At 69.8% G+C, this 23400-nt stretch carries 18 protein-coding genes; 3 read left to right on the top strand and 15 right to left on the bottom strand.

The annotated features are described in order from the left end of the window. Positions 1-35: 35 nt before the first annotated feature. Positions 36-2783 carry a fumarate reductase/succinate dehydrogenase flavoprotein subunit gene (locus tag S1361_RS23035; protein WP_208036728.1) on the top strand — a complete coding sequence of 916 codons (2748 nt, stop codon included), beginning with the start codon at positions 36-38 and terminating at the stop codon, positions 2781-2783. 28 nt (positions 2784-2811) lie between these two features. Here S1361_RS23035 and recQ read toward each other — a convergent pair whose 3' ends face one another. Continuing rightward, entirely contained in the window at positions 2812-4812 is a 2001-nt protein-coding gene (recQ, locus tag S1361_RS23030) for a DNA helicase RecQ (RefSeq protein ID WP_208033694.1), read from the bottom strand. Between the two features lie 214 nt (positions 4813-5026). On the opposite strand from recQ, the gene S1361_RS23025 reads away from it, so the two are divergent. Next, the gene (locus tag S1361_RS23025) at positions 5027-5629 is read left to right on the top strand and encodes a Uma2 family endonuclease (RefSeq protein ID WP_208033693.1); all 603 of its coding nucleotides are present in this window, start codon (positions 5027-5029) and stop codon (positions 5627-5629) included. Between the two features lie 72 nt (positions 5630-5701). Here S1361_RS23025 and nuoN read toward each other — a convergent pair whose 3' ends face one another. Genes nuoN through S1361_RS22955 form a run of 14 tightly spaced genes read right to left on the bottom strand, consistent with a single transcriptional unit; the run spans position 5702 to position 21775 of the window. Further along, positions 5702-7351 carry an NADH-quinone oxidoreductase subunit NuoN gene (nuoN, locus tag S1361_RS23020; protein WP_208033692.1) on the bottom strand — a complete coding sequence of 550 codons (1650 nt, stop codon included), beginning with the start codon at positions 7349-7351 and terminating at the stop codon, positions 5702-5704. Beyond that, a complete protein-coding gene (locus tag S1361_RS23015) occupies positions 7348-8919 on the bottom strand; it encodes an NADH-quinone oxidoreductase subunit M (RefSeq protein WP_208033691.1) in 1572 nt (523 codons plus the stop codon). Before S1361_RS23015 ends, nuoN begins: the two co-directional genes overlap by 4 nt. A gap of 5 nt (positions 8920-8924) precedes the next feature. After that, entirely contained in the window at positions 8925-10871 is a 1947-nt protein-coding gene (nuoL, locus tag S1361_RS23010; protein ID WP_208033690.1) for an NADH-quinone oxidoreductase subunit L, read from the bottom strand. 15 nt (positions 10872-10886) lie between these two features. Further along, a complete protein-coding gene (nuoK, locus tag S1361_RS23005; protein WP_023547474.1) occupies positions 10887-11186 on the bottom strand; it encodes an NADH-quinone oxidoreductase subunit NuoK in 300 nt (99 codons plus the stop codon). Next, complete coding sequence (locus tag S1361_RS23000) at positions 11183-12028, bottom strand: NADH-quinone oxidoreductase subunit J (protein ID WP_208033689.1); 846 nt, start codon at positions 12026-12028, stop codon at positions 11183-11185. The genes nuoK and S1361_RS23000 overlap by 4 nt, the downstream gene beginning before the upstream one ends. After that, positions 12025-12675 carry an NADH-quinone oxidoreductase subunit NuoI gene (nuoI, locus tag S1361_RS22995; RefSeq protein ID WP_208033688.1) on the bottom strand — a complete coding sequence of 217 codons (651 nt, stop codon included), beginning with the start codon at positions 12673-12675 and terminating at the stop codon, positions 12025-12027. The genes S1361_RS23000 and nuoI overlap by 4 nt, the downstream gene beginning before the upstream one ends. Further along, a complete protein-coding gene (nuoH, locus tag S1361_RS22990) occupies positions 12668-14032 on the bottom strand; it encodes an NADH-quinone oxidoreductase subunit NuoH (protein ID WP_208033687.1) in 1365 nt (454 codons plus the stop codon). The genes nuoI and nuoH overlap by 8 nt, the downstream gene beginning before the upstream one ends. Beyond that, complete coding sequence (locus S1361_RS22985) at positions 14029-16533, bottom strand: NADH-quinone oxidoreductase subunit G (protein WP_208033686.1); 2505 nt, start codon at positions 16531-16533, stop codon at positions 14029-14031. The genes nuoH and S1361_RS22985 overlap by 4 nt, the downstream gene beginning before the upstream one ends. Beyond that, on the bottom strand, positions 16530-17876 hold the full coding sequence (gene nuoF, locus S1361_RS22980) for an NADH-quinone oxidoreductase subunit NuoF (protein ID WP_425087098.1): 1347 nt from the start codon (positions 17874-17876) through the stop codon (positions 16530-16532). The genes S1361_RS22985 and nuoF overlap by 4 nt, the downstream gene beginning before the upstream one ends. Further along, positions 17876-18742: an NADH-quinone oxidoreductase subunit NuoE gene (gene nuoE, locus S1361_RS22975; RefSeq protein WP_208033684.1), complete on the bottom strand. Its 867-nt coding sequence runs from the start codon at positions 18740-18742 to the stop codon at positions 17876-17878. The genes nuoF and nuoE overlap by 1 nt, the downstream gene beginning before the upstream one ends. Beyond that, the gene (locus S1361_RS22970) at positions 18739-20079 is read right to left on the bottom strand and encodes an NADH-quinone oxidoreductase subunit D (RefSeq protein WP_208033683.1); all 1341 of its coding nucleotides are present in this window, start codon (positions 20077-20079) and stop codon (positions 18739-18741) included. Before S1361_RS22970 ends, nuoE begins: the two co-directional genes overlap by 4 nt. Next, the gene (locus S1361_RS22965) at positions 20076-20849 is read right to left on the bottom strand and encodes an NADH-quinone oxidoreductase subunit C (protein ID WP_208033682.1); all 774 of its coding nucleotides are present in this window, start codon (positions 20847-20849) and stop codon (positions 20076-20078) included. The genes S1361_RS22970 and S1361_RS22965 overlap by 4 nt, the downstream gene beginning before the upstream one ends. Next, positions 20846-21400, bottom strand: coding sequence for a NuoB/complex I 20 kDa subunit family protein (locus S1361_RS22960; RefSeq protein WP_007383964.1), 555 nt, complete (start codon positions 21398-21400; stop codon positions 20846-20848). The genes S1361_RS22965 and S1361_RS22960 overlap by 4 nt, the downstream gene beginning before the upstream one ends. A gap of 15 nt (positions 21401-21415) precedes the next feature. Beyond that, a complete protein-coding gene (locus S1361_RS22955) occupies positions 21416-21775 on the bottom strand; it encodes an NADH-quinone oxidoreductase subunit A (RefSeq protein WP_003992243.1) in 360 nt (119 codons plus the stop codon). A 745-nt stretch (positions 21776-22520) separates the two neighbouring features. On the opposite strand from S1361_RS22955, the gene S1361_RS22950 reads away from it, so the two are divergent. Further along, positions 22521-23339, top strand: coding sequence for a C40 family peptidase (locus tag S1361_RS22950; protein ID WP_208033681.1), 819 nt, complete (start codon positions 22521-22523; stop codon positions 23337-23339). Positions 23340-23400: the final 61 nt, after the last annotated feature.

The following is a 23400-nucleotide window of genomic DNA, read 5'->3' as shown; positions in this document are numbered from 1 at the left end:
AAGGCATCCCGGTGACCACCCTCGCGCCCACCCCCATGAAGATTCCCGCCGTCACCGATGCCGAGGAGCTGACCTGCGATGTCCTCGTCGTCGGCGGTGGCACCGCCGGCACCATGGCCGCCCTGACCGCCGCCGAGCGCGGCGCGAACGTCCTGCTGCTGGAGAAGGCCCACGTCCGGCACTCCGGCGCGCTCGCGATGGGCATGGACGGCGTCAACAACGCGGTCGTCCCCGGCCGTGCCGAGCCCGACGACTACGTCGCCGAGATCACCCGCGCCAACGACGGGATCGTCGACCAGTCCACCGTCCGCCAGACCGCCACGCGCGGCTTCGCGATGGTGCAGCGGCTGGAGTCGTACGGGGTCAAGTTCGAGAAGGACGAGCACGGTGAGTACGCGGTCCGCCAGGTCCATCGCTCCGGCTCGTACGTACTGCCGATGCCAGAGGGCAAGGACGTCAAAAAGGTCCTGTACCGGCAGTTGCGGCGGCGCGAGATGCGGGAGCGGATCCGGATCGAGAACCGGGTGATGCCGGTCCGGGTCCTCACCGCCGACGGGCGGGCCGTGGGGGCCGTCGGGTTCCACACCCGTACCGGCGCGTTCGTCACCATCCGCGCGGGCGCGGTGATCCTCGCGACCGGTGCCTGCGGCCGCCTCGGCCTGCCCGCCTCCGGTTACCTCTACGGCACCTACGAGAACCCCACCAACGCCGGTGACGGCTACGCCATGGCCTACCACGCGGGCGCCGAGCTGACCGGTATCGAGTGCTTCCAGATCAACCCGTTGATCAAGGACTACAACGGTCCGGCCTGCGCCTACGTCGCCAACCCGTTCGGCGGTTACCAGGTCAACCGGCACGGCGAGCGCTTCGTCGACTCCGACTACTGGTCGGGGCAGATGATGGCCGAGTTCGCCGCCGAGGTCGCCGGCGACCGGGGCCCGGTCTACCTCAAGCTCAGCCATCTGCCCGAGGAGTCGATCTCCGCCCTGGAGACGATCCTGCACTCCACCGAGCGGCCCACCCGCGGCACCTTCCACGCCGGCCGCGGGCACGACTACCGCACTCACGACGTCGAGATGCACATCTCCGAGATCGGCCTGTGCGGCGGCCACTCCGCTTCGGGTGTCCGCGTCGACGACCACGCGCGGACGACCGTTCCCCGGCTGTACGCCGCCGGCGACCTCGCCTGCGTCCCGCACAACTACATGATCGGTGCCTTCGTCTTCGGCGACCTCGCGGGCGCGGACGCCGCCCGGTACCGGGCGTACGACGGTGAGCTTCCCGCGGACCAGGTGCGCGAGGCCCACGAGTTGATCTACCGCCCGCTGCGCAACCCGGACGGCCCGCCGCAGCCCCAGGTCGAGTACAAGCTGCGCCGCTTCGTGAACGACTACGTGGCACCGCCGAAGTCCGGTGCACGGCTCTCCCTCGCGCTGGAGGCGTTCGAGCGGATGCGCGCCGACATCGCCTCGATGGGGGCCCGCACCCCGCACGAGCTGATGCGCTGTGCCGAGGTCACCTTCATACGCGACTGCGCGGAGATGGCCGCCCGCGCCTCTCTGGCCCGGACCGAGTCCCGCTGGGGCCTCTACCATGATCGTCTCGACCATCCCGGGCGCGACGACGTCTCCTGGTTCCACCATCTCGATCTGCACAAGTCCCCCTCTGGTGCGATGGAGTTCACGGCCCGTCCCGTGGCTCCCTATCTGGTGCCGGTGGAGGAGTTCACGCCTGTCGGCGGTCCCTCCCGGCATCTGGGCGAGGTCCGTCCCGAGCACGTGGCCACGGCCGGGCCCCGCGAGCTGGCACCGGTGGCCGCGCGGCCCGCTGCCGCGCGCGCCGCCGATGCCGGTGCCGTGGACCGGGCGAACGCGCGGGACGCCGCCTCACCCCGGCTGCTGGAGCTGCTGGGCCTGGCCGAGGCCGAGCCGGAACTCGCGGCGGTCGAGCCGTACTTGGCCGACCCGGATCCCGCTGTGCGCCGTACGGCCGTCGCGGTGCTCACGGAGACCGTGCCGCCCGGCACCGGTCGGGCCCTCGCCGGTGCGCTCGCCGACCCCGATGCCGAGGTCCGCGCGGCCGCCGCGGCCTCGCTGCGGGAGCTCGTCGAGACGCTGCCGCCCGAACCCGCCTTGGGCGCCGCCCTCGCCGGTGGGCTCGCCCAGCCCGACCCCGTGGTCCGGGCCGCTGCCCTCGATGTGCTGCGGGCCCTGCGGCTCGGCGAGGCCGGGGTGTTCGCTGCGGCGCTGGACGACCCCGACATCACCGTCCGGACGGAGGCCGTACGGGCCCTCGTCTCGGTGGACGCGGTCCGGCCGCTGGCCGGCGCGGCGGACGATCCTTCCCGGGAGGTCCGGGTCACCGTGGCGAAGGCCCTGGCCACCGTCGGCTCGGCTGCCCTCGCCGCGGCCGACCGGGACCTGCTGACCGCCGCTCTGGACCGGCTCACCGAGGACGGCGACCCGCTGGTGCGCGGCGCCGCGCTCGGTGCGCTGGCCGCCACCGGCTGCCCGCCGCCGCTGGCGGCACGTGCCGTGGCCGCGCTGTCGGACCCGGCCTGGCAGGTGCGGTCCGGCGCCGCGACCGCGCTGTCGGCCGCGTCCGCCGACCCGGCCGTCCCGGCTCTCGCCAAGGCTCTCGCCGACCCGAACGCCGACGTCCGCAAGGCGGCGGTCCTGGCCCTGAGCCGGCACCGGACCTCGGCGGAGGCCCGCGCGGCTCTCGCCACGGCCACGGCCGACTCGGACGCGGACGTCCGGGCCTACGCGGCGCGGGGGCTCTGAGCCGCGCACCGCGCGGGGTCCCGGCGGGCTATATCCAGTCGTCCGGCTCGGGCTCGTCCGCCGGCTCGGGCCATTCGTCGTCCGGCCCGTCGTCGGCGGCCGGGGCTTCGCCGGCGGTCGTGGCCGACCCGTTCAGGGAGGCCAGCACCGCGAGCACCCCTTCGCCGTACGTCGCCAGCTTCTTCTCGCCGACGCCGCCCACCGTGCCCAGTTCCCGCACCGAACCGGGCCACCGGGTCACGATCTCCCGGAGGGTGGCGTCGTGGAAGATGACGTACGCCGGGACACCCTGCTCGCGGGCCTGCTCGGCGCGCCAGGCCCGCAGGGCCTCGAAGGCGGGGACCAGCGCGTCGGGCAGCTCCGCCGCGGCGGCCTTGGCCTTGCGGTCGCCCCCGGAGGCGCCGGCGGACCGGGACCGGGAGGCGGCCGGTTTCTTCGGCTCCTTGCGCAGCGGAACCTCGCGCTCCCGCCGCAGCACCGAGCCGCTCGCCTCGGTGAGGACCAGCGTGCCGTACTCCCCTTCGACCGCGAGGAGCCCCTGGGCCAGCAGCTGCCGGATGACGCCGCGCCACTCGCCCTCGGTGAGGTCCTGGCCGATGCCGAAGACGGACAGCTGGTCGTGGTCGAACTGGATCACCTTGCCGGTGCGCTTGCCGAGCAGGATGTCGACGATCTGCAGGGCACCGAACTTCTGGCCGCGCTCCCGCTGCAGCCGTACCACCGTGGACAGCACCTTCTGCGCGGCGACCGTGCCGTCCCAGGTCTCGGGCGGGGTGAGGCACGTGTCGCAGTTGCCGCAGCCGGCCGCGTCGGGGTCCTGGCCGAAGTAGGCGAGCAGCTGGCCGCGGCGGCACTGGGCGGTCTCGCACAGCGCGAGCATGGCGTCCAGGTGGGCGGCGGCCCGGCGCCGGAACGCCTCGTCGCCCTCGCCGGACTGGATCAGCTTGCGCTGCTGTATGACGTCGTTCAGGCCGTAGGCCATCCAGGCCGTGGACGGCAGGCCGTCGCGGCCCGCCCGGCCGGTCTCCTGGTAGTAGCCCTCGATCGACTTGGGCAGGTCCAGGTGGGCGACGAAACGCACGTCCGGTTTGTCGATGCCCATGCCGAAGGCGATGGTCGCCACCACGACCAGGCCGTCCTCGCGCAGGAACCGGGCCTGGTGCGCCGCGCGCGTGGCCGCGTCCAGGCCCGCGTGGTACGGCACCGCCTGGATGCCGTTGGCGGTCAGGAACTCCGCCGTACGCTCCACCGAGTTCCGCGAGAGGCAGTACACGATGCCGGCGTCGCCCGCGTGCTCCTCCCGCAGGAAGGCGAGCAGCTGCTTCCTGGGATCGGCCTTCGGCACGATCCGGTACTGGATGTTGGGCCGGTCGAAGCTGGCGACGAAGTGCCGGGCCGTGGGCAGGTTCAGCCGCTGGGTGATCTCCTGGTGGGTGGCGTGGGTGGCCGTGGCGGTGAGGGCGATCCGGGGGACGTCCGGCCAGCGCTCGCCGAGCAGGGACAGGGAGAGATAGTCGGGGCGGAAGTCGTGGCCCCACTGGGACACGCAGTGGGCCTCGTCGATCGCGAAGACGGAGATCTTGCCGCGGGAGAGCAGGTCCAGAGTGGTGTCCAGGCGCAGCCGCTCCGGCGCCAGGTACAGCAGGTCCAGCTCGCCGGCCAGGAACTCGGCCTCGACCGTGCGCCGCTCGTCGAAGTCCTGCGTGGAGTTCATGAAGCCGGCACGGACACCGAGGGCCCGCAGGGCGTCCACCTGGTCCTGCATGAGGGCGATCAGCGGTGAGATCACCACGCCGGTGCCGGGCCGGACCAGAGCCGGGATCTGGTAGCAGAGCGATTTTCCGCCGCCGGTCGGCATGAGGACGACGGCGTCGCCGCCCGCGACCACATGCTCGATGACCGCCTGCTGCTCGCCCCGGAAGGCGTCGTATCCGAACACCCGGTGCAGCGTGGCCAGCGCCTCGCTGTCGACCGCGCCCGGCCCCTCGGCCACCTGTGTCATCTCGCTGATCCCGCCCGTCACGCCCATCGTCCTGTCCCCCGTCGGTCCCCCGTGTGTCGTCTCTCGACCGCTGCATCCACGATAGGGGTCCGCACCGACAGCCCCGGAGTTATCCACAGGTTTCCCCGACGGCACCGCATGTCAAGGACACGATCGTCGTTCACACGTTCGTGGGAGACTTGTCCCCTTTCCGCCCGATAGCCTGAACGCACTGGCGAGACTCCGTCGCATGGGAGCACTGATGAGCGTCGCACCGAAGGCGTCCGCGTCCAGCTGGCCGATCCCGCCGAAGGGCGGCTGGACCGCCGACGACCTGGACCGCCTCCCGAATCTTCCTCCGCATACGGAATTGATCGACGGGAGCCTGGTCTTCGCGAGTCCGCAGACGATGTTTCACGTACGGGCCGTTGACTTCTTCAATTGGCAGCTCCAGTCGTTGGCACCGGAGGAATTCGAGGTCATTCGCGAGTTCACGATCGACATCGACCGCCAGAACAGGCCCGAGCCGGACGTCGTGGTGGTAAGCGCAGACGTGGTGGAGGACCCGAGCCAGACCCGCTTCCCAGCGGAGTCCGTCGTCCTGGCCATCGAGGTCTTCTCCGAGGACTCCGTCTCCCGCGACCGCGAGACCAAGCCCCTGAAGTACGCCCGCGCGAAGATCGCCCACTACTGGCGGGTCGAGAACGAGGACGGCCGGGCCGCGGTGCACGTCTTCGAACTGGAGCCGACGACCGGCACCTACACGAGCACCGGCATCTTCCGCGAGCGCATGAAGCTGGACGTGCCGTTCCCCGTGGATCTCGACTTCACCCAGATCAAGACGCGCCGCGACAGGAGTCGGTGAGCCCCGGAACGGACCGCTGCCCGGCACCCGGGTGAACGCGGGTGCCGGGCAGCGGCATGTCAGGGGTGAACGTCAGCGCACGAACACTCCCGCCTGGTTCGCCAGGTCCAGGAAGTACTGCGGTGCCACACCGAGAACCAGCGTCACGGCCACGCCCAGGCCGATCGCGACCATGGTCAGCGGTGACGGGACGGCCACGGTCGGGCCTTCCGGCCTCGGCTCGCTGAAGAACATCAGCACGATCACCCGGATGTAGAAGAACGCGGCGATGGCCGAGGAGATCACACCGATCACGACCAGCGGGGCCGCGCCGCCGTCCGCCGCCGCCTTGAACACGGCGAACTTTCCGGCGAAACCGGAGGTCAGCGGGATACCGGCGAAGGCCAGCAGGAACACCGCGAACACGGCCGCGACCAACGGCGAGCGGCGGCCCAGGCCCGCCCACTTGGACAGGTGGGTGGCCTCGCCGCCCGCGTCGCGGACCAGCGTGACCACGGCGAAGGCGCCGATCGTGACGAAGGAGTAGCCCGCCAGGTAGAAGAGGACGGACGACACACCGTCCTTCGACGTGGCGATGACACCCGCGAGGATGAAGCCGGCGTGCGCGATGGACGAGTACGCCAGCAGCCGCTTGATGTCGGTCTGGGTGATGGCGACGATCGCACCGCCCAGCATGGTGATGATCGCCACGGCCCACATGACCGGCCGCCAGTCCCAGCGCAGCCCGGGCAGGACGACGTACAGCAGGCGCAGCAGCGCGCCGAACGCGGCCACCTTGGTCGCCGCCGCCATGAAGCCGGTCACCGGGGTGGGCGCGCCCTGGTAGACGTCGGGCGTCCACATGTGGAAGGGCACCGCGCCGACCTTGAACAGCAGGCCCATCACCAGCATGGCGCCGCCGATCAGCAGCAGCGCGTCGTTGCCCATGGTGTTGGCGAGTGCCGGGTCGACGTCGGTGGCCGTGCCGTCGACTACCTGGGCGATGCGCGCGTAGGACACCGAGCCCGCGTAGCCGTACAGCAGGGCGATGCCGAACAGGGTGAACGCGGAGGCGAAGGCCCCGAGCAGGAAGTACTTGACCGCTGCCTCCTGTGACATCAGGCGCTTGCGGCGGGCCAGCGCGCACAGCAGGTACAGCGGGAGGGAGAACACCTCCAGGGCCACGAACAGGGTCAGCAGGTCGTTCGCCGAGGGGAAGATCAGCATGCCGCCGACGGCGAAGAGGAGCAGTGGGAAGACCTCTGTGGTGGTGAAGCCGGCCTTCACGGCGGCCTTCTCGCTGTCGCTGCCGGGTACGGAGGCGGCCTGCGCGGCGAAGGAGTCGACCCGGTTGCCGTGGGCCACCGGGTCCAGGCGCCGCTCGGCGAAGGTGAACAGGCCGACCAGGCCGGCCAGCAGGATGGTGCCCTGAAGGAAGAGGGCCGGACCGTCGACCGCGAGGGCGCCCATGGCCGCGATGTGCGCCTTGGTGGTGCCGTACCCGCCGGCCGCCAGGGCGACGACCGCGGCGAACGCGGCGCACAGGGCCACGACGGACATGAACACCTGCGCGTAGTACCGGGACCTGCGCGGCAGGAAGGCCTCGATGAGCACGCCGACCAGCGCCGCACCGATGACGATCAGGGTGGGCGACAATTGTGCGTATTCGATCTTCGGTGCGTCGATCTTCGCGATCGGATCGGCTGCGGTTGTCCACAGGCTGTGGACGGCTGGTGCGCTCACTTGGCCGCCTCCACTGCGGGCTTGGGGTCCTTCTTGTGTACGTCGGACATGGTCTGCTTGACCGCCGGGTTGACGATGTCCGTGACGGGCTTCGGGTAGACGCCCAGGAAGATCAGCAGCACGATCAGCGGGGCCACGACGACCAGCTCACGCGCGCGGAGGTCGGGCATCGCCGAGACCTCCGGCTTCACCGGGCCCGTCATCGTCCGCTGGTACAGCACGAGGGTGTACAGCGCGGCGAGGACGATGCCGAAGGTGGCGATGATGCCGATCACCGGGTAGCGCGTGAAGGTGCCGACCAGGACCAGGAACTCACTGACGAACGGCGCCAGTCCGGGAAGCGACAGGGTGGCCAGGCCGCCGATCAGGAAGGTGCCGGCGAGCACCGGAGCGACCTTCTGCACGCCGCCGTAGTCGGCGATGAGCCGCGAGCCGCGCCGGGAGATGAGGAAGCCGGCGACCAGCATCAGCGCGGCGGTGGAGATGCCGTGGTTGACCATGTAGAGCGTGGCGCCGGACTGGCCCTGGCTGGTCATCGCGAAGACGCCCATGATGATGAAGCCGAAGTGGGAGATCGACGCGTACGCCACCAGGCGTTTGATGTCCCGCTGGCCGACGGCGAGCAGTGCGCCGTAGACGATGCTGATGAGCGCCAGGACGAGGATCACGGGTGTCGCCCACTTGCTGGCCTCCGGGAACAGCTGGAGGCAGAAGCGGAGCATCGCGAACGTGCCCACCTTGTCGACGACCGCGGTGATGAGCACGGCGACCGGGGCGGTGGCCTCCTGCATGGCGTTGGGCAGCCAGGTGTGCAGCGGCCACAGCGGCGCCTTGACCGCGAAGGCGAAGAAGAAGCCGAGGAACAGCCAGCGTTCGGTGCTGGCCGCCATGTGCAGCGAGCCGCCGGCGCGGGCCTCGGCGATCTCGGTGAGCGAGAAGTTCCCGGCGACCACGTAGAGGCCGATGACCGCGGCCAGCATGATGAGGCCGCCGACCAGGTTGTAGAGCAGGAACTTCACCGCTGCGTACGACCGCTGGGTGGCGGCCGTCTCCTCGCCGTGCTCGTGGGCACGGTCCCCGAAGCCGCCGATGAGGAAGTACATCGGGATGAGCATGGCTTCGAAGAAGATGTAGAAGAGGAAGACGTCGGTGGCCTCGAACGAGATGACCACCATCGCCTCGACCGCCAGGATCAGCGCGAAGAAGCCCTGGGTGGGCCGCCAGCGGCGACTGCCGGTCTCCAGCGGGTCGGCGTCGTGCCAGCCCGCGAGGATGATGAACGGGATCAGTACGGCGGTCAGCGCGATCAGGGCGACCGCGATGCCGTCGACCCCCAGCTCGTACCTGACCCCGAAGTCCTTGATCCAGGCGTGGGACTCGGTGAGCTGGTAGCGGGAGCCGCCCGGGTCGAAGCGGACCAGGACGGTGATCGCCAGGGCGAGCGTGGCGAGCGAGACGACCAGCGCCAGCCATTTAGCGGCCGTGCGCCGGGCGGCCGGTACGGCGGCCGTGGCGACGGCCCCGAGGGCCGGGAGCGCCGCCGTCGCTGTCAGCAGAGGAAAGGACATCGGTATCAGACCGCCCTCATCAGCAGGGTTGCGGCGACCAGGAGTGCCGCACCGCCGAACATCGAGACCGCGTAGGAGCGGGCGAAGCCGTTCTGGAGCCGGCGCAGGCGTCCGGACAGGCCGCCGAAGCCGGCCGCCGTGCCGTTGACGACGCCGTCGACCAGGGTGTGGTCGACGTACACCAGGGAGCGCGTCAGGTGCTCGCCGCCGCGCACCAGGACCACGTGGTTGAAGTCGTCCTGGAGCAGGTCGCGGCGGGCCGCGCGGGTGAGCAGCGAGCCGCGCGGGGCGACCGCCGGGACGGGCTTGCGGCCGTACTGGGCCCAGGCGATGGCGACGCCGATGACCAGGCACACCATGGTGGCGCCGGTGACCGTGGCCGCGCTGAGCGGGGAGTCGCCCTCGCTGTGACCGGTGACGGGCTCCAGCCAGTGCAGGAAGCGGTCGCCGATGCTGAAGAACCCGCCGCCGAAGACCGAGCCGACGGCCAGCACGATCATCGGGATGGTCATGACCTTCGGGGACTCGTGCGGGTGCGGCTCGGCGTGCTCGCCGCGGGTTTCGGCGGCGGGCTCCACGCTGGGCTCGGCCGGGGACGGGGTCGGGGCGTTGCGCCACCGTTCTTCTCCGAAGAACGTCATCAGCATCACGCGCGTCATGTAGAAGGCGGTGATGGCCGCGCCGAGCAGGGCCGCGCCGCCGAGGATCCAGCCCTCGGTGCCGCCCTTGGCGAAGGCCGCCTCGATGATCTTGTCCTTGGAGAAGAAGCCGGACAGGCCGGGGAAGCCGATGATGGCGAGGTAGCCGAGGCCGAAGGTGATGAACGTGATCGGCATGTACTTCCTGAGGCCGCCGTAGCGACGCATGTCGACCTCGTCGTTCATGCCGTGCATCACGGAACCGGCGCCGAGGAAGAGGCCGGCCTTGAAGAAGCCGTGTGTCACCAGGTGCATGATCGCGAAGACGTAGCCGATGGGCCCGAGGCCGGCGGCCAGGACCATGTAGCCGATCTGCGACATGGTCGAGCCGGCCAGTGCCTTCTTGATGTCGTCCTTGGCGCAACCGACGATCGCACCGAACAGGAGCGTGACCGCGCCGACGACGGTGACGGCCAGCTGGGCGTCGGGAGCGGCGTTGAAGACGGCGCCGGAGCGGACGATCAGGTAGACGCCCGCGGTCACCATCGTCGCCGCGTGGATGAGGGCGGAGACCGGGGTCGGGCCCTCCATGGCGTCCCCGAGCCAGGACTGCAGCGGGACCTGGGCGGACTTGCCGCACGCGGCGAGCAGCAGCATCAGGCCGATCGCGGTGAGCCTGCCCTCGGAGGTGTCACCGGTGTGACCGAGGACCGGGCCGAAGGCGAAGCTGCCGAAGGTGGTGAACATCAGCATGATCGCGATCGACAGGCCCATGTCGCCGACGCGGTTGACCAGGAAGGCCTTCTTCGCCGCCGTGGCGGCACTGGGCTTGTGCTGCCAGAAGCCGATCAGCAGGTACGAGGCGAGGCCGACGCCCTCCCAGCCGACGTACAGCAGCAGGTAGTTGTCGGCGAGGACGAGCAGCAGCATCGCCGCGAGGAACAGGTTCAGGTAGCCGAAGAAGCGGCGGCGCCGCTCGTCGTGCTCCATGTACCCGACCGAGTACAGGTGGATCAGCGAGCCGACGCCCGTGATGAGCAGCACGAACGTCATGGACAGCTGGTCCAGGCGGAAGGTGACGTCCGCCTGGAAGCCCGCCACCGGGACCCAGCTGAACAGGTGCTGCGTCAGGGTGCGGTGCTCCGCGCCCTTGCCGAGGAGGTCGGCGAAGAGGATGAGGCCGAACACGAAGGAGACGGCCGACAGGAACGTGCCGATCCAGTGGCCGACACGGTCGAGGCGCCGGCCGCCGGTCAACAGGACGGCCGCTCCGAGCAGGGGAGCCGCGATGAGCAGCGCGATCAGGTTCTCCACGATTCTTCCGACCCCTTACAGCTTCATCAGGCTGGCGTCGTCGACCGAGGCCGAGTGGCGGGTACGGAACAGCGACACGATGATCGCGAGGCCCACCACGACCTCCGCGGCGGCGACGACCATCGTGAAGAAGGCGATGATCTGGCCGTCGAGGTTGCCGTGCATCCGGGAGAAGGTGACGAACGCGAGGTTGCAGGCGTTCAGCATCAGCTCGATGCACATGAAGACGACGATGGCGTTGCGCCGGATCAGGACGCCGGTCGCGCCGATCGTGAACAACAGGGCGGCGAGGTAGAGGTAGTTGACCGGGTTCACTTCGACGCCTCCTCGGGCCGCTTGAACGTCTCCGGCTCGATCGCCCTGCGCTCCAAGCGCTCCTCCGCGCGCTGCTCCAGCGCCCGCAGGTCGTTGAGCGCCTCCGCGGACACGTCACGGATCTGGCCGCGTTCGCGCAGCGTCTTGTTGACGGTCAGCTCGGACGGGGTGCCGTCGGGCAGCATGCCCGCGATGTCCACGGCGTTGTGCCGGGCGTAGACACCGGGGGCGGGCAGCGGCGGGATGTGCGCGCCCTCGCGGATGCGCTGTTCGGACAGCTCGCGCTGGGTCCGGGCGCGCTCGGTGCGCTCGCGGTGGGTGAGCACCATGGCGCCGACGGCGGCCGTGATGAGCAACGCGCCGGTGATTTCGAAGGCGAAGACGTACTTGGTGAAGATGAGGGTGGCGAGGCCCTCCACGTTGCCGTTCGCGTTCGCCTGGCCGGTGCCGTTGAACTCCTTCAGGGAGGCGTTGCCGATCCCGGCGAACAGCAGGAGGCCGAAGCCGACGCCACACAGAAGGGCCAGCCAGCGCTGGCCCTTGATGGTCTCCTTCAGGGAGTCCGCTGCGGTGACGCCGACGAGCATCACCACGAACAGGAACAGCATCATGATCGCGCCGGTGTAGACGACGATCTGCACGATCCCGAGGAAGTAGGCGCCGTTGGCGAGGTAGAACACCGCCAGGACGATCATGGTGCCGGCGAGGCAGAGCGCGCTGTGCACGGCCTTCTTCATCAAGACGGTGCCCAGGGCGCCGAGCACCGCGACCGTGCCGAGGACCCAGAACTGGAAGGCCTCACCGGTGGAGGTGGTGTAGGCGGCGAGGTGGTGCGCGCTCATCGGCCGATCACCTTCTCCGAGGCCGGCTCGTCCTCGCCGAACGTGGACGCGGCCTCCTGCGGGACCTCGCCCTTGGAGACGGCGACCTGGCGGACGGTGCCGGGCGCGGCCTGCGTGACCAGGCCGCGGTAGTAGTCCTGTTCGTCCGTCCCGGGGAAGATCGCGTGCGGCGTGTCGACCATGCCCTCTTCGAGGCCGGCGAGCAGCTGCTCCTTGGTGTAGATGAGGTTGGCGCGGCTGGAGTCGGCCAGCTCGAACTCGTTGGTCATCGTCAACGCGCGCGTGGGGCACGCTTCGATGCACAGGCCGCACAGGATGCAGCGGGCGTAGTTGATCTGGTAGACGCGGCCGTACCGCTCGCCCGGCGAGTAGCGTTCCTCGTCGGTGTTGTCGGCGCCCTCCACGTAGATGGCGTCGGCGGGGCAGGCCCAGGCGCACAGCTCGCAGCCGACGCACTTCTCCAGGCCGTCCGGATGGCGGTTGAGCTGGTGCCGTCCGTGGAACCGCGGAGCCGTGGTCTTCTTCTGCTCCGGGTACTGCTCGGTCAGCCGCTTCTTGAACATGGCCTTGAAGGTCACGCCGAAGCCGGCCACGGGGTTCTGGAAGCCGGGCTTGGTCTGCTCGGTCTCCTGAGGCTCCTCAGCCATCGGACGCCTCCTTTCCATCCGAAGATCCGTCACTGACAGTGTCCGACCCGCCACTGACAATCAGCTCCCGCTCCCGGCGCGAGCGGCGCCTGGGCACCGGCGGGAGCTGCTGTCCGGGCAGCGGCGGTACCGGGAACCCGCCCGCCAACGGGTCGAAGGCCGGCTGCTCGGCGGCGGGCTGCTCGGCGGTCTTCGCCTTCTCGCGGAACATGTCGGCGACGAAGGAGATCAGCAGCAGGCCGAGGACACCGCCGCCGACGTAGAGCGCGATGTCGGCGAAGTCGTAGTTCTCGTTGCGCAGGGCGCGGACGGTCGCGACCAGCATCAGCCAGGTCACCGAGACCGGGATGAGGACCTTCCAGCCGAGCTTCATCAGCTGGTCGTAGCGGACCCGCGGGAGCGTGCCGCGCAGCCAGATGAAGAAGAACAACAGCAGCTGCACCTTGACGACGAACCAGAGCAACGGCCACCAGCCGTGGTTCGCGCCCTCCCAGAAGCTGCTGACCGGCCAGGGGGCACGCCAGCCGCCGAGGAACAGGGTGGTCGAGACGGCCGAGACGGTCACCATGTTCACGTACTCGGCGAGCATGAACATCGCGAACTTGATCGAGGAGTACTCGGTGTTGAAACCGCCGACCAGGTCGCCCTCGGACTCCGGCATGTCGAAGGGGGCGCGGTTGGTCTCGCCGACCATCGTGACGATGTACAGGATGAAGGAGACCGGCAGCAGCAGGATGTACCAGCGGTCGTGCTGCTGCTCGACGATCGTGGACGTGGACATCGACCCCGAGTAGAGGAACACCGAGGCGAACGCGGCACCCATGGCGATCTCGTACGAGATCATCTGCGCGCAGGAACGCAGGCCGCCCAGGAGCGGATAGGTGGATCCGGAACTCCAGCCCGCGAGCACGATGCCGTAGATGCCGACCGAGGCGACCGCGAGGATGTAGAGCATCGCGATCGGCAGGTCGGTGAGCTGCATCGTGGTGCGGTGGCCGAAGATCGAGATCTCGTTGCCGGCCGGCCCGAAGGGGATCACCGCGATCGCCATGAAGGCCGGGATGGCCGCGACGATCGGCGCGAGGACGTAGACCACCTTGTCCGCGCGTTTGACGATGACGTCTTCTTTGAGCATCAGTTTCACGCCGTCGGCGAGCGACTGGAGCATGCCCCAGGGGCCGTGCCGGTTGGGGCCGATGCGCAGCTGCATCCAGGCGACGACCTTGCGCTCCCAGACGATGGAGAACAGCACGGTCACCATCAGGAAGGCGAAGCAGAACACCGCCTTGACGACGACCAGCCACCAGGGGTCGCGGCCGAACATCGAGAGGTCTTCAGCGGCGAGGTACGGGCTCATGCCTCCACCTCCTTGGGGGCCTCTCCGGCGACTGCCGCCGGGCCGATACGGACGAGGGAGCCGGGCCGTGCCCCGGTGTCTGAGGCGACGCCGGAACCGACGGAGTTCAGCGGGAGCCAGACCACCCGGTCGGGCATGTCGGTGATCTGGAGGGGCAGTTCGACCGTGCCGGCGGGACCGGTGACGGCCAGGGGCGCGCCGTCCGCGACGCCCGCTTCGGCGGCGGTCGCGGCGGACACGCGCGCGCGTGCGGCGTGACGGGTGCCGGCGAGCGCTTCGTCGCCCTCCTGGAGGACGCCCTGGTCGAGCAGCAGCCGGTGCCCGGCGAGTACGGCCTCGCCGACGGCCGGGCGGGGCAGGACACCCGCGGACTCCGTGGGTTCGCCGGCGCGGGGGCCGTCCCAGGAGCCGAGCCGGTCGATCTCCGCGCGCGTGGTGCGCAGATCCGGCAGGCCCAGGTGGACGTCCATGGCGTCGGCGAGCATCTGCAGCACGCGCGTGTCGGTCGGCGCGAGCCGGCGGGTCATCTGGTCGGGCTTGAGCGCGGCCTCGAAGAAGCGCACGCGGCCCTCCCAGTTGAGGAAGGTGCCCGCCTTCTCGGCGACCGCGGCGACGGGCAGGACGACGTCGGCGTGCTCGGTGACCTCGCTGGGCCGCAGCTCCAGCGAGACCAGGAACCCCACGCCGTGCAGCGCCTCACGCGCGCGTGCCGGGTCGGGCAGGTCGGCGACCTCCACTCCGGCGACGACCAGCGCGGACAGTTCACCGTTGGCGGCGGCCTCGATGATCTGGTGGGTGTCGCGGCCGTAGCGCAGCGGAAGTTCGGCGAGTCCCCAGACGGCGGCGACCTCCTCCCGCGCGCGCGGGTCGGTCGCCGGGCGGCCGCCCGGCAGCAGGGAGGGCAGGGCGCCCGCCTCGACGGCGCCGCGCTCGCCGGCCCGGCGCGGGATCCACACCAGTTCCGCACCGGTGGCGGTGGCGGCGCGCAGGGCGGCGGTGAGGCCGCCCGCGACCCCGGCCAGCCGCTCTCCCACGACGATGACGGCGCCCTCGGCGCGCAGGGCCTCGGCGGCACGTGCGCCGGGCTCCTCCAGGCCGACGCCGTCGGCGAGGGCGTCCAGCCACTCCGTCTCGGTGCCCGGTGCGGCCGGCAGCAGCGTGCCGCCGGCCTTCTCCAGGCCCCGGGTGGCGTGCGTGGCCAGCGCGAACACCTGCTGCTTGTGCTTGCGCCAGGCCTTGCGCAGCCGCAGGAAGACGCCGGGTGCCTCCTCCTCCGACTCGAAGCCGGCCAGCAGCACGGCGGGCGCCTTCTCCAGGGAGGTGTACGTGACGCCCGTACCGTCGAGGTCGCGGCCGCGGCCGGCGACCTGTGCGGCCAGGAAGTCGGCCTCCTCGCCGCTGTGCACGCGCGCGCGGAAGTCGATGTCGTTGGTGTCGAGTGCCACGCGCGCGAACTTGCTGTACGCGTAGGCGTCCTCGACGGTCAGCCGGCCGCCGGTGAGGACGCCGGCCCGGGAGCGGGCGGCGGTCAGCCCGCGCGCCGCCGCTTCCAGCGCCTCGGGCCAGGAGGCGGGCTCCAGGACACCGTCGGCGTTCCGGACGAGCGGGGTGTCGAGGCGGTCCTTCTGCTGCGCGTACCGGAACGCGAAGCGTCCCTTGTCACAGATCCACTCCTCGTTGACCTCGGGATCGTTGGCGGCGAGCCGCCGCATCACCTTGCCGCGCCGGTGGTCGGTGCGGGTGGCGCAGCCGCCGGCGCAGTGCTCGCAGACCGACGGCGAGGAGACGAGGTCGAAGGGGCGGGAGCGGAACCGGTAGGCGGCCGAGGTGAGCGCGCCGACCGGGCAGATCTGGATGGTGTTGCCGGAGAAGTACGACTCGAACGGGTCGCCCTCGCCGGTGCCGACCTGCTGGAGCGCGCCCCGCTCGACCAGTTCGATCATGGGGTCGCCCGCGATCTGGTTGGAGAAGCGGGTGCAGCGGGCGCACAGCACGCACCGCTCGCGGTCGAGCAGCACCTGGGTGGAGATCGGCACGGGCTTCTCGTAGGTCCGCTTCTTGCCGTCGAAGCGGGACTCGGCGTTTCCGTGCGACATCGCCTGGTTCTGCAGCGGGCACTCGCCGCCCTTGTCGCAGACCGGGCAGTCCAGCGGGTGGTTGATGAGCAGCAGCTCCATCACGCCGTGCTGGGCCTTCTCGGCGACGGGGGAGGTCAGGTGGGTCTTCACCACCATCCCGTCGGTGCAGGTGATGGTGCAGGACGCCATCGGCTTGCGCTGGCCCTCGACCTCGACGATGCACTGGCGGCAGGCACCGGCCGGGTCCAGGAGGGGGTGGTCGCAGAACCGCGGGATCTCGATGCCGAGCTGCTCGGCGGCCCGGATGACCAGGGTGCCCTTGGGCACGCTGATCTCGATGCCGTCGATCGTCAGCGTGACGAGGTCCTCCGGTGGGACCGCCGCCTCTCCGCCACCGGCGGGAGCGTTGGTGGTCACGGTCATGCGTTCACCTCCGGGCGGTCCGCCCAGGCCGTCGACTTGGCCGGGTCGAAGGGGCAGCCCCGGCCGGTGATGTGCTGCTCGTACTCCTCACGGAAGTACTTCAGCGAGGAGAAGATCGGTGATGCGGCACCGTCACCGAGGGCACAGAAGGACTTGCCGTTGATGTTGTCGGCGATGTCGGCGAGCTTGTCGAGGTCGGACGTGACGCCCTTGCCGGCCTCGATGTCCCGCAGCAGCTGCACCAGCCAGTACGTTCCTTCGCGGCAGGGCGTGCACTTGCCGCAGGACTCGTGGGCGTAGAACTCGGTCCAGCGGGTCACGGCCCGCACCACGCAGGTCGTCTCGTCGAAGCACTGCAGCGCCTTGGTGCCGAGCATGGAGCCGGCGGCGCCGACGCCCTCGTAGTCGAGGGGGACGTCGAGGTGCTCGTCGGTGAACATCGGCGTCGAGGAACCGCCCGGTGTCCAGAACTTCAGGCGGTGGCCCGGCCGCATGCCACCGCTCATGTCGAGGAGCTGGCGCAGGGTGATGCCGAGCGGGGCCTCGTACTGGCCGGGGCTCGCGACGTGGCCGCTGAGCGAGTAGAGCGTGAAGCCCGGGGACTTCTCGCTGCCCATCGACCTGAACCAGTCCTTGCCGTTTTTCAGGATGGCGGGAACCGACGCGATCGACTCGACGTTGTTCACCACAGTCGGACAGGCGTAGAGGCCTTCCACCGCAGGGAAGGGGGGACGGAGCCGCGGTTGACCACGGCGGCCTTCGAGCGAGTCGAGCAGTGCGGTCTCCTCACCGCAGATGTACGCGCCCGCACCCGCGTGCACGGTGAGCTGGAGGTCGAGTCCGCTGCCCAGGATGTTCTCGCCGAGGTAGCCCTCCGCGTAGGCCTCGCGCACGGCCTCGTGCAGCCGCCGCAGAACAGGGACGACCTCACCACGCAGATAGATGAAGGCATGCGAAGACCTGATGGCATAGCACGCGATCACAATGCCCTCGATGAGGCTGTGCGGGTTCGCGAAGAGGAGCGGGATGTCCTTGCAGGTGCCCGGCTCCGACTCGTCGGCGTTGACAACTAGATAGTGCGGTTTTCCATCACCCTGGGGAATGAACTGCCACTTCATTCCGGTCGGGAATCCCGCGCCGCCGCGGCCTCGCAGCCCGGACTCCTTGACGTACGCGATCAGGTCGTCCGGCGACATGGCGAGGGCCTTGCGGAGCCCCTCGTACCCCTCGTGCCTCCGGTAGACGTCCATGGTCCAGGACCGGTCCTCGTCCCAGAAGGCCGACAGCACGGGTGCGAGCAGCTTCTCCGGGCTCGTGTCCTTGACCTCGGGTACCACGGTCATCACTCCCCCTCCTCGGCGGTAGGCCCTGACGGATGGGACGGGTCGGAGGCCGATGTCTCCTGCGGCGCGTCATGGGAGCTGAGGTGCTCGGCCGGCGAGGGCTCGTGCACCCTGTCCTGGGGTTCCTCGTGCGGACCTCCGCGCGGATGGACCACGCGTGCCGATGCGGCCTCTCCCCTTGCCAGGCGAAGGCCCACCAGCGACGCGGGTCCCGCACTGCCGCCCTCCTCGACGGCCCCGGGCCGCTCGTCGGGGAAGCCGGCCAGAATCCGCGCGGTCTCCTTGAAGGTGCACAGGCGCGCCCCGCGGGTGGGCTGTACGGAGCGCCCCGCACGCAGGTCGTCGACCAGGCGCTTGGCGCTCGCCGGGGTCTGGTTGTCGAAGAACTCCCAGTTGACCATCACGACCGGCGCGTAGTCGCAGGCCGCGTTGCACTCGATGTGCTCCAGGGTGACCTTGCCGTCGTCGGTGGTCTCGCCGTTGCCGAGGCCCAGGTGTTCCTGGAGGGTCTCGAAGATCGCGTCGCCGCCCATCACCGCGCACAGCGTGTTGGTGCACACGCCGACCTGGTAGTCACCGGAGGGCCGGCGCCGGTACATGGTGTAGAAGGTGGCGACGGCGGTGACCTCGGCCGTGGTCAGGCCGAGCACGTCCGCGCAGAACTGCATTCCGGTGCGCGTGACGTGGCCTTCCTCCGCCTGCACGAGGTGGAGCAGCGGCAGCAGGGCGGACCGGGAGTCCGGGTAGCGCGCGATGATCTCGTGCGCGTCCGCCTCCAGCCGGGCACGGACGTCGTCCGGGTAGGCGGGCGCGGGCAGTTGGGGCATGCCCAGGCTGACGCCCCGCTCCGAAGAAGAGGTGGTCACCGGTCGACGCCTCCCATCACGGGGTCGATGGACGCGACGGCGACGATGACGTCGGCGACCTGGCCGCCCTCGCACATCGCCGCCATGGCCTGCAGGTTGGTGAAGGACGGGTCACGGAAGTGGACCCGGTAGGGGCGGGTGCCGCCGTCGGAGACGGCGTGCACCCCGAGTTCGCCCTTGGGCGACTCGACGGCCGTGTACGCCTGTCCCGGCGGGACGCGGAAGCCCTCGGTGACCAGCTTGAAGTGGTGGATCAGGGCCTCCATGGAGGTGCCCATGATCTTCTTGATGTGGTCGAGGGAGTTGCCGAGTCCGTCGGGTCCCAGGGCGAGCTGGGCGGGCCAGGCGATCTTCTTGTCGGCGACCATGACCGGGCCGGGCTGGAGCCGGTCCAGGCACTGCTCGATGATCCTGAGCGACTGGCGCATCTCCTCCAGGCGGATGAGGAAGCGCCCGTAGGCGTCGCACGAGTCGGCGGTCGGGACGTCGAAGTCGTACGTCTCGTAGTCGCAGTACGGCTGCGCCTTGCGCAGGTCGTGCGGGAGGCCGGTGGCGCGCAGGATCGGGCCGGTCGCGCCGAGGGCCATGCAGCCGGCCAGGTCGAGGTAGCCGATGTTCTGCATGCGGGCCTTGAAGATGGGGTTCCCGGTGGCGAGCTTGTCGTACTCCGGGAGGTTCTTCTGCATCTTCTTCACGAACTCGCGGATCTGGTCCACCGCGCCGGGCGGCAGGTCCTGGGCGAGTCCGCCGGGCCGGATGTACGCGTGGTTCATGCGCAGGCCCGTGATGAGCTCGTAGATGTCGAGAATCATTTCACGATCACGGAATCCGTAGATCATGATCGTGGTGGCGCCCAGCTCCATGCCGCCGGTGGCGATGCACACCAGGTGCGAGGAGAGCCGGTTCAGCTCCATCAGGAGCACCCGGATGATCTTGGCGCGCTCGGTGATCTGGTCCTCGATGCCGAGGAGCTTCTCGACGGCGAGGCAGTAGGCGGTCTCGTTGAAGAAGGACGTCAGGTAGTCCATGCGCGTGACGAAGGTGGTGCCCTGCGTCCACGTGCGGTACTCGAGGTTCTTCTCGATGCCGGTGTGGAGGTAGCCGATGCCGCAGCGGGCCTCGGTGACCGTCTCGCCCTCGATCTCCAGGATGAGGCGGAGCACTCCATGGGTGGACGGGTGCTGGGGACCCATGTTGACGACGATGCGCTCGTCGTCGGCGCGGGCCGCGGACTGGACGACCTCGTCCCAGTCGCCACCGGTGACCGTGTATACGGTGCCCTCGGTGGTCTCGCGTGCGGACGCGGCCGACGCGGCGGATGCTGACTGCGTGCTCACGAGTACGACCTCCGCTGGTCCGGAGCCGGGATCTGGGCGCCCTTGTACTCGACGGGGATGCCGCCGAGGGGGTAGTCCTTGCGCTGCGGGTGGCCCTGCCAGTCGTCGGGCATCATGATCCGTGTCAGGGCCGGGTGACCGTCGAAGACGATCCCGAAGAAGTCGTAGGTCTCGCGCTCGTGCCAGTCGTTGGTGGGGTAGACGGAGACCAGCGACGGGATGTGCGGGTCGCTGTCGGGGGCGCTGACCTCCAGGCGGATCAGCCGGTTGTGGGTGATCGAGCGCAGGTGGTAGACGGCGTGCAGCTCGCGGCCCTTGTCGTTCGGGTAGTGGACGCCGCTGACGCCGGTGCACAGCTCGAAGCGCAGGGCCGGGTCGTCGCGCAGGGTGCGGGCGACGCGGACCAGGTGCTCGCGTTCGATGTGGAAGGTCAGCTCGCCGCGGTCGACGACCGTCTTCTCGATGGCGTTGTCGGGCAGGAGGCCCTGCTCCTCCAGGGCGCCCTCCAGCTCGTCGGCGACCTCGTCGAACCAGCCGCCGTAGGGCCGGGTCGCCGGTCCCGGGAGTCGGACCGATCGGACCAGGCCGCCGTAGCCGGAGGTGTCGCCGCCGTTGTCGGCGCCGAACATGCCGCGCTGGACACGGATCTCCTCGCCGCCCTGGCCGCGCCGGCCGGGGAGGTTGGAGGCGGAGAGGTCCTTGTCGGGGTTGACCCCGTTCGCGGACCCGTTCGCCCCGTTGACTCCGTGGGTGCCGTTCGCGTCGCTCACCGCAGCAGCCCCTTCATCTCGATCGTGGGCAGGGCCTTGAGCGCCGCCTCCTCCGCCTCGCGGGCCGCTTCCTCGGCGTTCACGCCGAGCTTGGAGGACTGGATCTTCTGGTGGAGCTTGAGGATCGCGTCCATCAGCATCTCGGGGCGGGGCGGGCAGCCCGGCAGGTAGATGTCGACCGGGACGATGTGGTCGACGCCCTGGACGATCGCGTAGTTGTTGAACATGCCGCCGGAGGAGGCGCACACCCCCATGGAGATCACCCACTTGGGGTTGGGCATCTGGTCGTAGACCTGCCTCAGGACGGGCGCCATCTTCTGGCTGACCCGGCCGGCGACGATCATCAGGTCCGCCTGGCGCGGCGAGCCGCGGAAGACCTCCATGCCGAAGCGGGCGAGGTCGTAACGGCCGGCCCCGGTGGTCATCATCTCGATGGCGCAGCAGGCCAGGCCGAAGGTGGCCGGGAAGACGGACGCCTTGCGCACCCAGCCCGCGGCCTGCTCGACGGTGGTCAGCAGGAAGCCGCTCGGCAGCTTTTCTTCGAGTCCCATGTCGTTAAAGGCCCCTCAGTCCCATTCCAGGCCGCCGCGCCGCCATACGTACGCGTACGCGACGAAGACGGTGAGCACGAAGAGCAGCATCTCCACGAGCCCGAAAATCCCCAGGGCGTCGAAGGTGACGGCCCAGGGGTAGAGGAAGACGATCTCGATGTCGAAGACGATGAAGAGCATCGCCGTCAGGTAGTACTTGATGGGGAAGCGCCCGCCGCCGGCCGGCGTGGGGGTCGGCTCGATGCCGCACTCGTAGGCCTCGAGCTTGGCGCGGTTGTACCGCTTCGGACCGATCAGCGTGGCCATGACCACGGAGAAGATCGCAAAGCCTGCCCCGAGGGCTCCCAGTACGAGGATGGGCGCATACGCGTTCACCGCTCCTCGCTCCTCTCAGTCGGCGCTGACTGCTGGCGGTTGCACTGGGCTCACGTCCGCCTCACGGGTCCCACGAGCCCCGCTCGTCCCGGGCGAAGATCGAGAACATGTGAAGCAGGTCACAAGCCCAACTGCCTCGCATCTTATGCCCGCCGCTCTGTGATCTGCGACACGGGGTATTGCACAAGCTTTGTGATCTCCACCACCTGACGAAGGATCATGAAGTCGGATGATGAGTGATCTTCGTACGCGAAGCGTTCAGTTGATCACCAGAAGTGACAATTTCGCCCGTCACCGCAGGCCGGAGGGGGCGTCTCAATATCAAGAGAGTTCCGTTGCATGCAAATTGGCGTTGGACGCGGAGGACTGCTAGAGGATCGCGTTCACACGTGAGAGGGAGGCGGGATGTGGGGTGTGGACGCGGGTCGGGGTGCGTGCACGCGTTCACGAGCGCGGCACGCGCGAGACGCCACGGTTCCGGTGGCCGTTCCGTGACCTCCGTCACACCCATGAGAGGTCCCTGAGAACCGGGCTTGGCCAACGACCCCAACCGATGGTAAGCGGGGGGCAATTCGGACGTAATGATCAAAGACCGTGATCAAGGGCTTGATCACGGGCGTCCATAATGTCCGTTACGGCGTCAATAAGGAGCGACACGCCCGGCATTCTGGGGCTCGATTGAGTAACTGTGGCGCAGCACACGTTTCTTGAAGATATGAAGGAGCCCCTGGTACCGGTTGTTCCCATGTCCCACACCGCTCACATACGCAGCCACCGGAAGCCCCGCCGCAGCGCGTCGACCCTCGCGATGCGGGCCGGAGTTGCCGGTGGCGTTCTCGGCACCCTGGCAGTCGCCGGGGCGTCCGGCTCGGCGAACGCGGCCGAGCCGGTGACGCAGACCCTTGAACTGCCCACCCTGACGGCCGACCTGGCCGCTCAGGCGGCCCAGTCCGCGGACGCCACCGAACAGGCCGCCGCGAACTACCAGCTGCAGGCCGAGCGTGACGCGGCTGCCGCCAAGGCCGCCAAGGAGGCCAAGGCGGACCTCGCCGAGGCCAAGCAGAAGGCGGCCGAGGCCAAGAAGAAGGCCCAGGAGACCGCCCGCAAGGAGGCCGCCGCCCGCGCCTCGCGCAACGCGGACCGGACCACGCTCTCCACCACGGCGAGCACCGGCTCCACCTCGACCTCCACCAGCACCTCCACGGCCACCGGTTCGGCCGCGGCCGTCATCAGCTTCGTCAAGGCGCAGGTCGGCAAGGCGTACGTCTCCGGCGCCACCGGCCCGTCCGCCTACGACTGCTCCGGCCTGGTGCAGACGGCCTTCAAGCAGGTCGGCATCAGCCTGCCGCGCGTCTCCCAGGACCAGTCGACCGCCGGCACCCAGGTCTCGCTCAGCAACCTGCAGCCGGGCGACATCCTGTACTGGGGCAGCGCGGGCAGCGCGTACCACGTCGCGGTGTACGTCGGCGACGGGATGTTCGTGGGCGCCCAGAACCCCTCCAGCGGCGTCGTGGAGCGCCCGCTGTCGTACGACCCGCCCACCGGCGCCGTGCGGGTGCTCTGAGCGCACTCCGCACCTCTTACGCACGCAGGGCCGCAGCCGCTCGGGGGCAGCGGCCCTCGCG

Origin of the sequence: Streptomyces cyanogenus (genome assembly GCF_017526105.1) — a bacterium.
Taxonomy (GTDB): Bacteria; Actinomycetota; Actinomycetes; order Streptomycetales; family Streptomycetaceae; genus Streptomyces; species Streptomyces cyanogenus.
This window is presented reverse-complemented; position numbering and strand designations above follow the sequence as displayed.

Coding starts and splice junctions, on each gene's coding strand:
- S1361_RS23035 (WP_208036728.1), top strand. CDS start 36: ATGAAGATTCCCGCCGTCACCGATGCCGAGGAGCTGACCTGCGATGTC.
- recQ (WP_208033694.1), bottom strand. CDS start 4,812: ATGGGCGTGACGGGCGGGATCAGCGAGATGACACAGGTGGCCGAGGGG.
- S1361_RS23025 (WP_208033693.1), top strand. CDS start 5,027: ATGAGCGTCGCACCGAAGGCGTCCGCGTCCAGCTGGCCGATCCCGCCG.
- S1361_RS23015 (WP_208033691.1), bottom strand. CDS start 8,919: ATGTCCTTTCCTCTGCTGACAGCGACGGCGGCGCTCCCGGCCCTCGGG.
- S1361_RS23000 (WP_208033689.1), bottom strand. CDS start 12,028: ATGAGCGCGCACCACCTCGCCGCCTACACCACCTCCACCGGTGAGGCC.
- nuoI (WP_208033688.1), bottom strand. CDS start 12,675: ATGGCTGAGGAGCCTCAGGAGACCGAGCAGACCAAGCCCGGCTTCCAG.
- nuoH (WP_208033687.1), bottom strand. CDS start 14,032: ATGAGCCCGTACCTCGCCGCTGAAGACCTCTCGATGTTCGGCCGCGAC.
- S1361_RS22985 (WP_208033686.1), bottom strand. CDS start 16,533: ATGACCGTGACCACCAACGCTCCCGCCGGTGGCGGAGAGGCGGCGGTC.
- nuoF (WP_425087098.1), bottom strand. CDS start 17,876: ATGACCGTGGTACCCGAGGTCAAGGACACGAGCCCGGAGAAGCTGCTC.
- S1361_RS22960 (WP_007383964.1), bottom strand. CDS start 21,400: ATGGGACTCGAAGAAAAGCTGCCGAGCGGCTTCCTGCTGACCACCGTC.
- S1361_RS22950 (WP_208033681.1), top strand. CDS start 22,521: ATGTCCCACACCGCTCACATACGCAGCCACCGGAAGCCCCGCCGCAGC.